At 72.9% G+C, this 15360-nt stretch carries 13 protein-coding genes; 11 read left to right on the top strand and 2 right to left on the bottom strand.

The window, feature by feature from the left end; all coding sequences use genetic code 11:
- Positions 1-60: 60 nt before the first annotated feature.
- A complete protein-coding gene (paaN, locus tag AC3EUV_RS11560) occupies positions 61-1743 on the bottom strand; it encodes a phenylacetic acid degradation protein PaaN (protein WP_435602798.1) in 1683 nt (560 codons plus the stop codon).
- Positions 1744-1889: 146 nt separating this feature from the next.
- Here paaN and AC3EUV_RS11565 point away from each other — a divergent pair, with 146 nt between their 5' ends.
- Positions 1890-3410, top strand: a complete 1521-nt coding sequence (locus AC3EUV_RS11565; RefSeq protein WP_432141351.1) for a 3-hydroxyacyl-CoA dehydrogenase — start codon at positions 1890-1892, stop codon at positions 3408-3410.
- Positions 3411-3412: 2 nt separating this feature from the next.
- Positions 3413-4003, top strand: a complete 591-nt coding sequence (locus AC3EUV_RS11570; protein WP_432141350.1) for a TetR/AcrR family transcriptional regulator — start codon at positions 3413-3415, stop codon at positions 4001-4003.
- Positions 4004-4095: 92 nt separating this feature from the next.
- On the opposite strand, the gene AC3EUV_RS11575 is transcribed toward AC3EUV_RS11570, so the two are convergent.
- Positions 4096-4635 (bottom strand): Lrp/AsnC family transcriptional regulator, encoded by a 540-nt coding sequence (locus AC3EUV_RS11575; RefSeq protein WP_085923728.1) that lies wholly within the window; start codon positions 4633-4635, stop codon positions 4096-4098.
- 225 nt (positions 4636-4860) lie between these two features.
- Here AC3EUV_RS11575 and pdhA point away from each other — a divergent pair, with 225 nt between their 5' ends.
- From pdhA to AC3EUV_RS11620, 9 genes are all read left to right on the top strand, one after another.
- Positions 4861-6054, top strand: coding sequence for a pyruvate dehydrogenase (acetyl-transferring) E1 component subunit alpha (gene pdhA / locus AC3EUV_RS11580; protein WP_432141349.1), 1194 nt, complete (start codon positions 4861-4863; stop codon positions 6052-6054).
- The gene (locus tag AC3EUV_RS11585; protein WP_085923730.1) at positions 6051-7085 is read left to right on the top strand and encodes an alpha-ketoacid dehydrogenase subunit beta; all 1035 of its coding nucleotides are present in this window, start codon (positions 6051-6053) and stop codon (positions 7083-7085) included. The genes pdhA and AC3EUV_RS11585 overlap by 4 nt, the downstream gene beginning before the upstream one ends.
- Entirely contained in the window at positions 7085-8707 is a 1623-nt protein-coding gene (locus AC3EUV_RS11590) for a dihydrolipoamide acetyltransferase family protein (protein WP_435602799.1), read from the top strand. The genes AC3EUV_RS11585 and AC3EUV_RS11590 overlap by 1 nt, the downstream gene beginning before the upstream one ends.
- 126 nt (positions 8708-8833) lie before the next feature.
- Positions 8834-9751, top strand: coding sequence for a DUF6457 domain-containing protein (locus AC3EUV_RS11595; protein WP_432141346.1), 918 nt, complete (start codon positions 8834-8836; stop codon positions 9749-9751).
- Positions 9748-11403, top strand: a complete 1656-nt coding sequence (locus AC3EUV_RS11600) for a molybdopterin molybdotransferase MoeA (protein WP_435602800.1) — start codon at positions 9748-9750, stop codon at positions 11401-11403. The genes AC3EUV_RS11595 and AC3EUV_RS11600 overlap by 4 nt, the downstream gene beginning before the upstream one ends.
- Positions 11400-12539 (top strand): potassium channel family protein, encoded by a 1140-nt coding sequence (locus AC3EUV_RS11605; RefSeq protein ID WP_435602801.1) that lies wholly within the window; start codon positions 11400-11402, stop codon positions 12537-12539. The genes AC3EUV_RS11600 and AC3EUV_RS11605 overlap by 4 nt, the downstream gene beginning before the upstream one ends.
- Before the next feature lie 94 nt (positions 12540-12633).
- Positions 12634-13611, top strand: coding sequence for an NAD(P)H-quinone oxidoreductase (locus tag AC3EUV_RS11610; RefSeq protein WP_432141329.1), 978 nt, complete (start codon positions 12634-12636; stop codon positions 13609-13611).
- Between the two features lie 128 nt (positions 13612-13739).
- Complete coding sequence (locus AC3EUV_RS11615) at positions 13740-14642, top strand: hypothetical protein (RefSeq protein WP_432141328.1); 903 nt, start codon at positions 13740-13742, stop codon at positions 14640-14642.
- A 141-nt stretch (positions 14643-14783) separates the two neighbouring features.
- Positions 14784-15347 carry a bacterial proteasome activator family protein gene (locus AC3EUV_RS11620; protein WP_211117383.1) on the top strand — a complete coding sequence of 188 codons (564 nt, stop codon included), beginning with the start codon at positions 14784-14786 and terminating at the stop codon, positions 15345-15347.
- Positions 15348-15360: the final 13 nt, after the last annotated feature.

Consider the following 15360-nt stretch of genomic DNA (forward strand, 5'->3'; position numbering starts at 1 on the left):
TGGGCCCACCGACGGCCCGGCCGGGGCCCAGGAACCGGTCCCGGGCCCCACCCGCACCGCTCACGCCGGGCGGCGCACCTCCACCGTCCGGAAGCGGTTCGCCACGAAGGCGCCGTCGCACAGCACCGCATTGGCCGCCGGGTTACCGCCCGAGCCATGGAAGTCCGAGAACGCCGCGGTCTGGTTCACATAGACCCCACCGGTCAGATTCAGCGACAGCTGGGCGCACTCCTCCAGGCAGGCCTCCTCCACCAGCTTCTCGACATCCGGCGAGGTGGTGTACGCGCCGACCGTCATGGCGCCCTGGTCGCGGACCGTGCGCCGCAGCAGGTCCACCGCGTCGGCCGCGGAGTCGACGGCCACCGCGAAGGACACCGGGCCGAAGCACTCCGACAGATAGGCCGCCTCGTCGTCCGGCTTGGCGCCGTCCAGCTTGACGATCACCGGCGTACGGACCGTGGCCCCGGGGAACTCGGGGTTGGCCACTTCACGCGAGGCCAGCGCCACCTCGCCGAGCCCGGCAGCCGCGTCGATCCGCTCCTTGACCTGCGGATTGACGATGGCGCCCAGCAGGGCGTTGGCCCGCGCGTCATCGCCCAGCAGGCTGCTCACCGCGCCCGCGAGATCGCTGACCACCTCGTCGTACGACTTCGGCCCGGCGTCCGTGCCGATGCCGTCCCGCGGGATCAGCAGATTCTGCGGGGTGGTGCACATCTGGCCGCTGTAGAGCGACAGCGAGAACGCGAGGTTGCTGAGCATGCCCTTGTAGTCGTCGGTGGAGTCGATGACGACGGTGTTGACGCCGGCCTTCTCCGTGAAGACCTGCGCCTGCCGGGCGTGCGTCTCCAGCCACTCGCCGAAGGCGGTCGAGCCGGTGTAGTCGATGACGCGGACCTCGGGGCGGACGGCCAGCGTCTTGGCCAGGCCCTCGCCCGGCTTGTCCACGGCCAGGCACACCAGATCGGCGGGGAAACCGGCCTCGGCGAGCACCTCGCGGGCCACCTTGACGGTCATCGCCAGCGGCAGCACGGCGCGCGGATGCGGCTTGACCAGCACCGGGTTACCGGTCGCCAGAGAGGCGAACAGGCCCGGATAGCCGTTCCACGTCGGGAAGGTGTTGCAGCCGATCACTAGGGCGACACCGCGCGGCACGGACGTGAAGCTCTTGGTCAGTTCGAGCGGGTCACGCTTGCCCTGCGGCTTGGACCACGGCGCCCGCTCCGGCGTGCGGACCTGCTCGGCGTACGCGTACGCCACCGCCTCCATGCCGCGGTCCTGGGCATGCGGCCCGCCCGCCTGGAACGCCATCATGAAGGCCTGTCCGCTGGTGTGCATCACGGCCTGTGCGAACTCATGGGTGCGCGCACTGATCCGGGCCAGGATCTCCAGGCACACCGCCGCCCGCGCCTCGGGACCGGCATCCCGCCAGACGGGGAGCGCGGCGCGCATGGCCGGCAGCAGCTCGTCCACATCCGGATGCGGATAACTGATGCCCAACTCCGGGCCGTACGGCGAGACTTCCTCGCCCGCCCAGCCGTCCGTGCCGGGCTGGTCGAGCTCGAACCGCTTGCCGCGCAGCGCCTCGAAGGCGGCCAGCCCGTCGGGTGCGGCGGTCTCGCCGTACGCCTTCGGGTGCTCGGGGTGCGGAGACCAGTAGGCGCGGGTGCGGATCGCCTCCAGCGCCTGGTCGAGGGTCGGGCGGTGCTTCTCGATCAACTGCGCTGCGGTCATTTCGGCGGCCATCGATGACCAACTCCTCGTCGAGCTGGGCGGAAGTGGATAAGGGCTGGGAGCGGACAAGGCAACGGAGTTAGAGTAACCGAACGATCGGTCGGGGCAAGAGGGCCCGGCCAGCCTGTGGAAAAGTCGGTCGGGGAGGATCAGCTGGCATGACGGCACTCGGGACCAGCAGCACCGTGGCAGTGGTGGGCACCGGCACCATGGGACAGGGCATTGCGCAGGTGGCGCTGGTCGCCGGCCATCGCGTACTCCTCTATGACACCGCCCCCGGACGCGCCGCACAGGCCGCCGAGGCGATCGGGAGCCGGCTGGACCGGCTCGTCGAAAAAGGCCGGATCCCGGCGGACGCGCGGGACGCCGCCCGCGCGCGCCTCTCCCCCGCCACCGCGCTCGCGGAGCTGGCCGACGCCGCCCTGGTCATCGAGGCGATCCTGGAGCAACTTCCGGCCAAACAGGAGCTGTTCACCGCCCTGGAGGACATCGTCGCGGCGGACTGTCTGCTGGCCACCAACACCTCCTCGCTGTCCGTGACCGCGGTCGCGGGCCGGCTGCGCCACCCCGGCCGCTGCGTGGGCCTGCATTTCTTCAACCCCGCGCCGCTGCTCCCCCTGGTCGAGGTGATCAGCGGCTTCGCCACCGACGAGGCGGCCGCCACCACGGCGTACGACACCGCCGCGGCCTGGGGGAAACGGCCGGTGCGCTGCGCCGACACCCCCGGTTTCATCGTCAACCGCGTCGCCCGCCCCTTCTACGCCGAGGCCCTGCGGGTGTACGAGGAGCGGGTCGCCGACCCCGCCACCATCGATGCGGTGCTGCGCGAGGGCGCCGGATTCAAGATGGGGCCCTTCGAGCTGACCGACCTCATCGGACAGGACGTGAACGAGGCGGTCACCCACTCCGTGTGGCAGGCGTTCTTCCAGGACCCGAAGTTCACCCCGTCCCTGGCGCAGCGCCGGCTGGTCGAGTCCGGGCTGCACGGCCGTAAGGCGGGGCGCGGATGGTTCGACTACTCCGAGGGCGCCCGCCGGCCGGAACCGCGGACCGCGGAGCCCTGCCCCGCGCCCGAGGCCGTCGGCCTGCACGCGAAGCTGCCCGGCCCCGCTGCGGTGCTGCGCGAGCTCATCGAGGAGGCGGGCATCAAGGTCACCCGCGACCGCACGCCGGGGGTGTCGGAAGGCTTCCTCCGTCTTCCCGGCGGGGCCTGTCTGGCGCTGACCAACGGCTATCCGGCCACGACCCGCGTCTACGAGAACCACATCCGTTTCGACCTGTCCCTGGACTACCGTGCCGCGACCCGGATCGCCCTGGCGCCGTCGGCGACGGTCTCCGAGGAGGACCTCGCGGAGGCCGTCGGGCTGTTCCAGGCGCTGGGCAAGCAGGTCAGCGTCATCGAGGACGTCCCGGGAATGATCGTCGCCCGGACGGTCGCGATGATCATCGACTTCGCCGTGGACGCCGCGGCCCGCGGTGTCGCCACCCCTGAGGACATCGACACGGCCATGCGGCTGGGCGTGAACTACCCCGGCGGCCCCATGGAATGGGTCGAACGGCTGGGCGCCCATTGGGTGTGGGATCTGCTGGATTCGATGCACCACCAAGATGCAGGCGGACGCTACGTACCGTCCTGGGCGCTGCGGCGCCGTGCAGACCTCGAGGAATTGGTGCTCTAATCATGACCATGGCCAAGCGCGACACCTATACGCCCGATTCGCTGCTCGCGGTCGCCGTCGAGGTGTTCATCGAGCGCGGCTACGACGGCACGTCCATGGAGCACCTCTCCAAAGCGGCCGGTATCTCGAAGTCCTCGATCTACCACCATGTGCGCAGCAAGGAAGAGCTGCTGCGCCGTGCCATAAGCCGGGCGCTGGACGGGCTGTTCGGCGTGCTGGAGGAGCCGGGCGCCCTCCAGGGGCGGGCGATCGAGCGGCTGGAGCATGTCACCCGGCGCGTGGCCGAGGTGCTGATGGATGAACTCCCCTATGTAACGCTGCTGTTGCGGGTGCGCGGAAACACGGACACCGAGCGCTGGGCCATGGAGCGCCGCCGGGAGTTCGACCACGAGGTGTCCGACCTGCTCAAGCAGGCCGCCGCCGACGGCGACCTACGGGACGACGTGGACATCCGGCTGGCCACCCGGCTGCTCTTCGGCATGATCAACTCGATTGTGGAGTGGTACCGGCCGGGGCGGGGCGGCTCGGCGAGCCGTGACGAGGTCGCCGAGGCCGTGGTGCGTACGGCGTTCGCGGGGCTGCGCAAGCCCTGATCCGCGCGATCGGACGGCCCCTGGGCCCCGTGATCCAGGGGCCCCGGCCCCCTGAGGCGGCGCCCGGTGAGCCCCGGCGGCGGCCCGGCCGGTCATTCCTCCTCGGGGCCGAGGTCGGTCTCCTCGAAGACCAGCAGGGTGCGGGTGCTCAGGACTTCCGGTATCGACTGGATACGGGTCAGGACCAGCTCGCGCAGCTCGCGGTTGTCCTTGGTGTGGACCAGCAGCAGCACATCGAAATCGCCGCTGACCAGCGCGATATGCGTGGCCCCCGGCAGCGCCGTGAGCTGCTTGCGCACGGTCCGCCAGGAGTTCTGCACGATCTTCAGCGTGATGTAGGCGGAGGCGCCCTGACCTGCCCGTTCCTGGTCGATGAGGGCGCTGAAGCCGCGGATCACCCCGTCGTCGATCAGCCGGTTGATCCGGGCGTAGGCATTGGCGCGCGAGACATGCACCCGCTCGGCCACGGAGCGTATCGAGGCCCGGCCGTCGGTCTGGAGCATGCGCAGGATCGAGCGGTCGATGGTGTCCAGCGGGCGTGCGGCCGGCGAGGGCGGGGCGGAGGGCGTCGGTGGCGGGCCGGCTGCCGTCGCCGGTTGCCCGCCGGAATTGGCCATCTGTTCGTCCGGCATATGGTCCCGCCTCCCCTTGGTGGACGCCCTGGCTTCATCTCAAGCTGTGGAGAACCGTTTGTCCACAGGCTGAGCCCGCCTGTAGCCAAAATGCATCAGCGACCGAACAATCGGTAGGGCAGGGCGTACCCGCCCTGGCCGATTCCATCCTGCCCGCCCGCCGCCCGCACACCACCCCTATGAGGCGCCTGGCGCCACCCCCTTCGATCCGAGGAGGTGCTCGACATGACGGTCCTTGAGCAGCCCGGCAGCAGCAGGAACAAGAGCAGCCTGGCCGGTCCGCCGCCCGCCTGGCGGCCGCGCGTCGACCCCACGCCCCTCCTGCCCGACGCGGAGCCCTACCGCCTCCTGGGCACGGACGCCGCCGCCCGGCTCGACTCCGGACTCCTGACCCGGCTGTACACCCAGCTGGTCCGCGGCCGCCGGTACAACGCCCAGGCCACGGCCCTCACCCGGCAGGGACGCCTCGCGGTCTACCCGTCCTCCACCGGCCAGGAGGCCTGCGAGGTCGCCGCGGCGCTGGCCCTCGAAGACCGGGACTGGCTCTTCCCCAGCTACCGCGACACCCTCGCCGCCGTGGCCCGCGGGCTCGACCCCGTACAGGCCCTGACCCTGCTGCGCGGCGACTGGCACAACGGCTACGACCCGCACGAACACCGCATCGCCCCCCTGTGCACCCCGCTCGCCACCCAGCTCCCGCATGCCGTGGGCCTGGCGCACGCCGCCCGCCTCAAGGGCGACGAGGTGGTCGCGCTGGCAATGGTCGGCGACGGCGGCACGAGCGAGGGCGACTTCCACGAGGCGCTGAATTTCGCGGCGGTCTGGCAGGCGCCGGTCGTCTTCCTCGTCCAGAACAACGGCTTCGCGATCTCCGTGCCGCTCGCCAAGCAGACCGCCGCTCCGTCCCTCGCCCACAAGGCGGTCGGCTACGGCATGCCGGGCCGCCTGGTCGACGGCAATGACGCCCCCGCGATGCACGAGGTGCTCAGCGAGGCCGTGGCGCGGGCCCGCAGGGGCGGTGGCCCCACCCTCATCGAGGCCGTCACCTACCGCATCGAGGCGCACACCAACGCCGATGACGCCACCCGCTACCGCAGCGATGCCGAGGTCGAGACCTGGAAGGCACACGACCCGATAGCCCTGCTGGAGCGCGAGCTGGCCGCCCGCGATCTGCTGACGGATGATTTCGTCGGCGCCACCCGGGACGGTGCCGAGCAGCTGGCCGCCGACCTCCGGGAGCGGATGAACGCCGACCCGGAGGTGGACCCGATGGACCTGTTCACCCACGTATTCGCCGAGCAGACCAGCCAACTGCGTGCCCAGGCCGCACAGCTGCGTGCCGAGCTGGACGCCGAGGCCGCCGGACACACCGAGGACGCAGCGGGCACCGAGGGGTCCGCCGAGGAGGCCAGGCCATGACGACCACCGCTCCGGCGACCGCGCGCAAGCCCGCCACCATGGCGCAGGCGCTGACCCGCGCGCTGCGCGACGCCATGGCCGACGACCCGTCCGTGCATGTCATGGGCGAGGACGTCGGCACCCTGGGCGGCGTCTTCCGGGTCACCGACGGCCTCGCCAAGGAATTCGGCGAGGACCGCTGCACGGACACCGCGCTCGCTGAGGCCGGCATCCTGGGCACCGCCGTCGGTATGGCGATGTACGGGCTGCGGCCGGTCGTCGAGATGCAGTTCGACGCGTTCGCCTACCCGGCCTTCGAGCAGCTGATCAGCCATGTCGCCCGGATGCGCAACCGCACCCACGGCGCGCTCACGATGCCGCTGACCATCCGTGTCCCCTATGGCGGCGGAATCGGCGGCGTCGAGCACCACAGCGACTCCTCCGAGGCGTATTACCTCGCCACCCCGGGGCTCCAGGTGGTCACCCCGGCGACCGTCGAGGACGCCTACGGACTGCTGCGCGCCGCGATCGCCTCCGACGACCCGGTCGTCTTCCTCGAGCCCAAGCGGCTGTACTGGTCCAAGGCCGACTGGTCGCCCGACGCGCCCACCGAGGTCGCGCCCCTGGGGCGGGCCGAGATCCGGCGCCGCGGCAGCAGCGCCACGCTGATCACCTATGGCCCGTCGCTCCCGGTCTGCATGGAGGCCGCCGAGGCCGCCCGCGCCGAGGGCTGGGACCTGGAAGTGGTCGATCTGCGGTCCCTGATGCCGTTCGACGACGAGACGGTCTGTGCCTCGGTGCGGCGGACCGGGCGGGCCGTGGTCGTCCATGAGTCCAACGGCTTCGGCGGCCCCGGCGGCGAGATCGCCGCCCGTATTACCGAACGCTGCTTCCACCACCTGGAAGCGCCGGTGCTGCGGGTCGCCGGCTTCGACATCCCGTATCCGCCGCCGATGCTGGAGCGGCACCACCTGCCGGGCGTGGACCGGATTCTGGACACCGTCGCCCGCCTCCAGTGGGAGTCGGACTGGACCGAGGGACGTGGTGAGTGATGGCCGTGGTCCGCGAATTCACCCTGCCCGACCTGGGGGAGGGCCTCACCGAGGCGACGATCGTGCAATGGATGGTCGAGGTCGGCGAGGTGGTGGCCATCGACCAGCCGGTGGTGGAGGTCGAGACCGCCAAGGCGATGGTGGAGGTGCCGTGCCCGTATGGGGGCGTGGTGACCGCCCGCTTCGGCGAGGAGGGGGCCGAGGTCCCGGTGGGGGCACCGCTGGTGACCGTCGCCGTGGGGGCCGTGCCGGATGACCTCGCGGCGGCCGGCCCGGGGACGGGACCGGACTCCGGGGCGGGTGCGGAAGGCGGTGCGCCCGATGCGGGTGCGTCGACCGCGCCGGCTGCCGGTGGGGCCTCGGGGGCGCCCGCGGACGGTGCGGCGGATGCCGGGTCCGGGAATGTGCTCGTCGGGTACGGCACGAGTGCGGCGGCGGCGCGTCGGCGCCGTATCCGGCCGGGGCCCGGAGCGGGCCTCATGGCGGGAGTGCCACGGCCGCCCGGCGGGGTGGCGGACGGCTCGGCCGGGACCGGAGCGGCCGAAGGGACGCCCGGTGGTTCAGGGGTGGTTGCCGCTGGGGCAACGGCCTTGGGGGCGGTCGGCGTCACCGGGGTCTCCGGGCCGGCCGGGGCCGGTGCGCTGGAGGACGACAGCCGTACGGTGGCCGTCATCTCCCCGCTGGTGCGCCGGATGGCGCGGGAAAACGGCCTGGATCTGCGGGAGTTGACGGGGTCCGGACGGGACGGGCTGATCCTCCGTACGGATGTCGAGTGCGCGATCCGGGCGCGGCAGGAGCGGGAGACGGCCGCCGCCGGAGCAGCCACCACCACTGTCGGTGCCGACGCGACGACCGGTGCCGGTGTGACGGGCGGGGCGCGGGCCGGGGCTGCGACGGCCGTCGGGGCCGCGACCGGGACCGGTGCCGTGGCGGGTGAGGAGCGGATCCCGCTGAAGGGGATGCTCGGTGCGGCCGCCGAGAAGTTCAGCCGCAGCCGCCGGGAGATCCCGGAGGCGACCTGCTGGGTGGAGGCCGATGCCACCGAGCTGCTCGCCGCCCGTAGGGCGATGAATGTGCCGGGCGCCCCCAAGGTGTCGCTGCTGGCCGTGCTGGCCCGGATCTGTACGGCCGCGCTCGCCCGGTTCCCGGCGCTCAACTCCACCGTCGACACCAAGGCCCAGGAGATCGTCCGGCTGCCCGCCGTCCATCTGGGCTTCGCGGCGCAGACCGACCGTGGCCTGGTGGTGCCGGTCGTCCGGGACGCCCATGCCCGTACGGTCGAGGAGCTGTCCGCCGAGATCGCCCGGCTCACCGAGACCGCCAGGGCCGGCGGGCTCACCCTGGCCGAGCTGACGCACGGCACCTTCACCCTCAACAACTACGGCGTGTTCGGCGTCGACGGCTCCACGCCGATCATCAACCACCCCGAGGCGGCGATGCTCGGCATCGGCCGGATAGCCGACAAACCCTGGGTACACGAAGGCGAGTTGGCCGTCCGGCAGGTCGTCCAGCTCTCGCTCACCTTCGATCACCGGGTGTGCGACGGCGGCACCGCCGGCGGCTTCCTCCGGTTCGTGGCCGACTGCGTGGAGCAGCCCGCGCTGTTGCTCCGGACGCTGTGACAGGAGCGCGGCCGGAGGCAGCAGCGAGGCCACCGGCCGCCCCGGCCGCGCCCGCTGTGGCGGAGCCGACATCCGCTGTCGATCCGGCAGCGGTGTGAACCGGGTGGCCCCGGCGATACTCAAGGGGTGAACGAGCACACCGATCACGACCTCGTCGTGCTGGCCGGCGGCGCCGCCCGGCGGCTCGGCGGGGCGGACAAACCCGCCCTGTCCGTCGGCGGCCGGCCGCTGCTGGACCGGGTGCTCGCCGCCTGCCCCGACGCGGCGACGACCGTCGTGGTCGGCCCCGCCCGCCCCACGACCCGCGCCGTCGTCCACGCCCTGGAGGACCCGCCCGGCGGCGGCCCGCTCGCCGCACTGGACGCCGGTCTGCGACACACCACCGCCCCCACGGTGCTCGTTCTCTCCGCCGATCTCCCGTTTCTGACGGCCGGGACGGCACGGGACCTCCTGGCGGCGACGCACCCGCCAGGCGCTGCCGGACCCGGCGGGAGTCCCGCGCCGCGCGACGGGGCGATGCTCCGGGACGCCTCGGGACGGGACCAGCCGCTGGTCGCCGCCTACCGGGCCGAGCCGCTGCGCCGCGCGCTGGCGCGCATACGGGCGGTACACGGCAGCCTGGCCGGGCTCCCGCTGCGCGCGCTGCTGGCCGAGTTGGAGCTCGAACGGGTCCCGGACCCCACCGCCACGGCCTCCTTCGACTGCGACACCTGGGAGGACATCAGCGCGGCACGCGCCCGTATCAGGGAGCATGGGAACGTGCTGGACGAATGGATCACCGCAGTCAAGGCCGAACTGGGCATCGAGCTCGATGTCGACACGGCGGCGCTTCTCGATCTCGCGCGGGACGCGGCCCACGGCGTGGCCCGCCCCGCCGCGCCGCTGACGACCTTTCTGATCGGTTATGCGGCGGGCCGCCAGGACCGCGATGTGCAGGAACTGGCCGACCGGGCCGCCGCGCTGGCCCACCGCTGGGCGGCCGAGGCCGAGGACGCGTCCGACGCCGGTGGCGCCACGGGTGCCGAAGCGAAGCCCGCGGAATGACCGACGGGGAGTGGGGCGGGGAGGCCGGCGGCATGGTGGGCCGACTGTGGGACAAACCCTCGGCCGAGGGCGACGGCGACCCCTTCGACGATGCGCTCGCGCTGGCCAACGGCACGGCACCGCTGCGCGTACGGCCCGGTGACGGGCCCGGGATCACGACCGTCACCGCGCCGTACGCCGCCGGCGGGGCCGTGGCGGCCGCCTCCTCCGCGACCGGCGGCGGCGACGCCCCGTACACGCCGGACGACCCCTTCTCGCCGGACGACCCCGCCGCCGCCCGCAGCGGCCCCTCCGGCCCCGTGGACCCCGCGCCTCCCATCGGCCCCGGCCCGCGCCCCACCCCGGCCGCCGTCCCCTGGCACACCGCCCGCCGCCTCGCCGAGCGCGCCGCCCCCGGGCCGCTCGCACCCGAGACCTCGGCACTCGGCGCGACGCTCGGCCGTACGCTCGCCGCACCCCTCACCGCGCTCACCGATCTGCCGTCGTTCGACACCTCCGCGATGGACGGCTGGGCCGTCGCCGGCCCCGGCCCCTGGCGCCTGGACCGGCCCGCCGACGCATCCGAGGCGGGCCCCCCGTCCGGCATCCTCGCCGGTCACGCCCCCGCCGAGGCGCTCCTCGACGGCCATGCGATCCCCATCGCCACCGGCGCGCGGGTGCCGTCCGGCGCCACCGCCGTACTGCGCAGCGAGCACGGTGAGGTCCGTGAGCTGAGCGACGGCGGGCGACGGCTGTACGCACCACGGCCCGCGCCGCCCGGCCAGGACATCCGCCCGCGCGGCCAGGAGTGCCGCCGCGGCGACCAACTGCTGCCCGCGGGCGCCCTGGTGACCCCCGCCGTCCTCGGCCTGGCCGCGGCGGCCGGCTACGACGAGCTGACCGCCTACCGCCGACCACGTGCCGAAGTCTTCGTCCTGGGTGACGAGTTGCTGGACGAGGGACTGCCGCGGGATGGCCGGATCCGTGATGCCCTCGGCCCGATGCTCGCTCCCTGGCTGCATGCGCTGGGCGTCGAGGCGGCGCCGCCGCGCCATCTCGCGGACGACGCCGACGCGTTGTACGCCGCCCTCGCCGACTCCACCGCCGACGTGGTGATCACGACGGGCGGTACCGCATCGGGCCCGGTCGACCATGTGCACCCCACACTGCGCGGGCTTGAGGCGGAGGTGCTGGTGGACGGGGTGGCGGTACGCCCCGGGCACCCCATGCTGCTGGCCCGTCTGGCCCCGCGCCGGTACCTCGTCGGCCTGCCGGGCAACCCCCTCGCCGCCGTCTCCGGCCTGCTCACCCTCGCCGAACCGTTGCTCCGTACGCTCGCCGCCCGCCGTCCCGCCGCGCCGTACCGCACGCCGCTGGCCGCCGCGGTCACCGGGCATCCGCAGGACACCCGGCTCGTCCCGGTGGCCTACCGCGACGACGAGCGGCACGGGCTGACGGCGGTACCCCTGCGCTTCCACGGCCCGGCCATGCTGCGCGGGATCGCCGCCGCCGATGCGCTGGCCGTCGTCCCGCCCGGGGGCGCGGAGCGCGGGACCGCACTCGAAATCCTGGAACTGCCCTGGTCAGCAGGCTGGTCGGCGGGCTGGACGCCCGGCTGGGCCGCCCCCGGGGACCCGTACGACCCCCCTCAGGCCACCGGAGGCCGCGCGTGAAACTCCCGTCCCAGGATGCCGCGGCGCGGGAGGTGCCCGAGGACCGTTCGCACCGGGTGCTGCTGCCGCGCCGTGCCCCCAAGCCGCCGCTGCGGCAGGTCGCCCGCCGGTTGCTGATGGCGCTGCTCGTACTGCTCGCGACGGTCCTCATCGTCTGGATCGACCGCGATCAGTATCACGACAACGCCGACGGCCGGGTCGACCTGCTCGACTGCTTCTACTACGCGACCGTCACGCTCTCGACCACGGGATACGGCGACATCGTCCCGTACGGCGACAACGCGCGGCTGCTGAACATCCTGCTCATCACGCCGCTCCGGGTGCTCTTCCTGATCATCCTGGTCGGCACCACACTGGAAGTGCTCACCGAGCGCACCCGCGAGCAGTGGCAACTGAAACGCTGGAGAAACGCCTTGCGCGACCACACCGTCATCGTCGGCTTCGGGACGAAGGGCCGGTCCGCCGCCCAGACCCTGTGTGTGACGGGGCTGCACCGCGACCGCATCGTCATCGTCGACCCCAGCAGCAAAGTGATCGACGCGGCGGTGGCCGACGGGTTCGCGGGGGTGGTCGGCGATGCGACCCGCAGCGATGTGCTCCTCCGGGCCGAGGTCCAGCGCGCCCACCAGGTCGTGATCGCCACCCAGCGCGATGACACCGCCGTGCTGGTCTCGTTGACCGCCCGTCAGCTCAACAAGCGGGCGAACATCGTCGCAGCGGTGCGGGAGGAGGAGAACGCCCCGCTGCTGCGGCAGTCCGGCGCCAACTCCGTGATCACATCGGCCAGTGCGGCCGGCCGGCTGCTGGGGCTCTCCGTGCACAGCCCCAGCGCGGGCACCGTCATGGAGGACCTCATCCAGCAGGGCAGCGGCCTCGACCTGGTGGAACGCACGGTGGTGAAGGCGGAAGTCGGCAAGTCCGTACGGGAGACCGACGACTTGGTCGTGTCCGTGCTGCGTGGCCACCGGCTCCTCGGCTACGACGATCCGGAGGCCAGTCCGCTCCAGAGCACGGACCGTCTGATCACCATCGTGCGGGCCGCCCCGGCGGAGGCGGCGGACCACTCCGGCAAGCAGTCCGCCAAGCCGACCCTCCCCGGTACCGGCGTCGCCCCGATGCGCCGCGCGGATGAATAACCGCACGTCGTGCGGGGGCGGATGGCCGACCCGGTGGTAGTCGTCGGCCCCCGCACCTTCGCTCCGTGCGCGGACGGCGAGTAGCCTCGCGCCCATGCGAGCGATCACAATCCCGGAGCCCGGTGGCCCCGAAGCACTTGTCTGGGCGGACGTGCCCGATCCGCAGCCCGCCGAGGGCGAGGTCCTGATCGAGGTCGCGGCCAGCGCCGTGAACCGCGCGGACCTGCTCCAGCGCCAGGGCTTCTATGACCCGCCGCCCGGCTCCTCCCCCTACCCAGGTCTGGAGTGCTCGGGGCGGATCAGCGCGCTCGGCCCCGGGGTGCACGGCTGGGCCGTCGGCGACGAGGTGTGTGCGCTGCTGGCGGGCGGCGGATACGCGGAGAAGGTCGCCGTCCCGGCCGGTCAGGTGCTGCCGGTGCCGTCCGGCGTGGACCTGGTCACGGCCGCCGCGCTGCCCGAGGTGACCTGCACGGTCTGGTCGAACGTCTTCATGATCGCGCACCTGCGGCCCGGCGAGACGCTGCTGGTCCACGGCGGTGCCAGCGGCATCGGCACGATGGCGATCCAGCTCGCGAAGGCCGTCGGCGCACGGGTCGCGGTGACCGCGGGCGGCCCCGAGAAGCTGGCCCGCTGCGCCGAGCTGGGCGCGGACATCCTCATCGACTACCGCGAACAGGACTTCGTCCAGGAGATCCGCAAGGCCACCGACGGCACGGGCGCGGACGTCATCCTCGACATCATCGGCGCCAAGTACCTCCAGCGGAACGTGAAGGCGCTGGCGGTCAGTGGCCGGCTGGCGATCATCGGGCTTCAGGGTGGGGTGAAGGCGGAGCTGAATCTCGCGGCACTGATGGCCAAGCGCGCCGCGATCACCGGCGCCGGGCTGCGCGCCCGCCCGCTGAACGAGAAGGCGGCCATCGTCGCCGCGGTACGCGAACACGTCTGGCCGCTGATCGCTAACGGTCAGGTCCGGCCGGTCGTGGACCGCGGCCTGCCGATGGCGGACGCCGCCGAGGCACACCGGGTCGTGGACGCGAGTGCCCATGTCGGCAAGGTCGTGCTGACGGTCTGAACCCCCGGCCGCCCCCGGCCCTCCCGCGTAGGCGCCCGGTAACCCGCCCGATATGTCCAAGATGCCGTGAATCTCATCACATGTGACGCTGGGCAGGTCACTCGACGGCTCGGCACGGGAGGGGCACTGTGGTCGCTCCAGGTTTCCGTTCGCGCATCGCCACCGGTCTGTTGGTGGCTGCCGTCGTGCTGCCCGTACCGATAGGAGCCACCTCCGCGGCGGCCGTCGACCGGCGGGCCACTCCGGTCGACCGTCCCCCGCTTCTCGCCCGCCCGGGCGATCAGCCCGATGACGTCCCCGGTGGCGCGGACGGCTTCGGTCTGGACGGGTTCGATGACTTCGCGATCGGCCCGCCGCCGGTCGAGGGGCCCGGGGCCGGAGGGGGCCGGGTGCGTGCCGGGCACCGGGGCCACCCAGGGGCCCCGGCGCTGCCGGACCGCTACCCCGGCCTGCCGGACGCCTTTCCGGGCGTTCCGCACCGGCCGTCGCATCACCACCACTTCGGGGGGCTCCGCGGGCACGGACGGTGGCACCACCACCCGCATCACTCGTTCGGCCCAGGCTTCCCCGTGCCGGGTCCGCCGTACGACATCTCAGGGTCCGACGGCGGCAGTGCCGACTTCCCCAGGCCCGGCAGGCATCGACACCCGGACGCGGCGGGATCGTCCGACGCCGACCGTGCGCACGCCCGGCCCGGTCGGCGCGCCCCGAAGAAGCGCCGCAAGCCCACGGCGTCCGAATCCCACGCGGCAGCGGCCGCCCCGTCCCAGCCCGCTCCTTCGCACCGCTACGACGTCGCGGACCGGTTCAGCCGGCACACCTACGAGGCATTGCCGCCCCTCCCGACGCCCGCCCCGGAGAGGCGTGGCTCCGCGCGGGAGAGCGCGGAGGACGATGCGGCGGCCACGGCGACCCCGTACGCCATGGACACCCCCGTGGCGCCGGTCGAGCGGGTTCTCCCGATGGGGGCCGGCCTCGCTCTCACCGGTCTGGGGCTGGCCTTTTTCGCCCTGCGGCTGCGCCGGGGCTGATGATTTCGGTGGTTTCACGTGAAACGGCGAGAATCCGCTGTTTCACGTGAAACAGCGGCGGCCGGGTCCGCTCGGAAAGGGTGGATCACCTTCTCCCCGGGGCACCACTTGCCTGGAGCCCGCGTACGAGAGAATGGCGGCATGGATATGCCGATGAATGAACGGTCGCAGGAGAATCCGCACGTCCTGGTGGTCGGCCCGGACGGCATGGCGCTCGGCGGCGCGGGCTCCGGCGGCGGGGAAGACGGCGAAGAATCCCGGGAGACCCCCTTGACGGACATGGTCGAACAGCCTGCGAAGGTCATGCGCATCGGCAGCATGATCAAGCAGTTGCTGGAGGAGGTGAAGGCCGCTCCTCTGGACGAGGCGAGCCGGGTCCGGCTCAAGGAGATCCACTCCAGCTCGGTCAAGGAGCTGGAGGACGGCCTGGCACCCGAGCTGGTCGAGGAGCTGGAGCGGCTGTCGCTGCCGTTCACCGATGAATCGGTGCCGACGGATGCGGAGCTGCGGATCGCCCAGGCCCAGCTGGTCGGCTGGCTGGAGGGTCTCTTCCACGGCATTCAGACCGCACTGTTCGCCCAGCAGATGGCGGCCCGCGCCCAGCTGGAGTCGATGCGCCGTGCGCTGCCGCCCGGTGCCGTTCCGATGGACGGCGAGGAGGGCACGCCCGGTCACGGCGGCGCCCGCTCGGGCCCGTACCTCTGAGCCCGGGGCCCAT

It is taken from the genome of Streptomyces sp. bgisy130 (assembly GCF_057708345.1).

Excerpts from the sequence above, each read along its gene's own strand:
- AC3EUV_RS11565 (WP_432141351.1), top strand. The coding sequence starts at position 1,890 with ATGACGGCACTCGGGACCAGCAGCACCGTGGCAGTGGTGGGCACCGGC.
- AC3EUV_RS11585 (WP_085923730.1), top strand. The coding sequence starts at position 6,051 with ATGACGACCACCGCTCCGGCGACCGCGCGCAAGCCCGCCACCATGGCG.
- AC3EUV_RS11620 (WP_211117383.1), top strand. The coding sequence starts at position 14,784 with ATGGATATGCCGATGAATGAACGGTCGCAGGAGAATCCGCACGTCCTG.
- AC3EUV_RS11590 (WP_435602799.1), top strand. The coding sequence starts at position 7,085 with ATGGCCGTGGTCCGCGAATTCACCCTGCCCGACCTGGGGGAGGGCCTC.
- paaN (WP_435602798.1), bottom strand. The coding sequence starts at position 1,743 with ATGGCCGCCGAAATGACCGCAGCGCAGTTGATCGAGAAGCACCGCCCG.
- pdhA (WP_432141349.1), top strand. The coding sequence starts at position 4,861 with ATGACGGTCCTTGAGCAGCCCGGCAGCAGCAGGAACAAGAGCAGCCTG.
- AC3EUV_RS11600 (WP_435602800.1), top strand. The coding sequence starts at position 9,748 with ATGACCGACGGGGAGTGGGGCGGGGAGGCCGGCGGCATGGTGGGCCGA.
- AC3EUV_RS11610 (WP_432141329.1), top strand. The coding sequence starts at position 12,634 with ATGCGAGCGATCACAATCCCGGAGCCCGGTGGCCCCGAAGCACTTGTC.
- AC3EUV_RS11570 (WP_432141350.1), top strand. The coding sequence starts at position 3,413 with ATGACCATGGCCAAGCGCGACACCTATACGCCCGATTCGCTGCTCGCG.
- AC3EUV_RS11575 (WP_085923728.1), bottom strand. The coding sequence starts at position 4,635 with ATGCCGGACGAACAGATGGCCAATTCCGGCGGGCAACCGGCGACGGCA.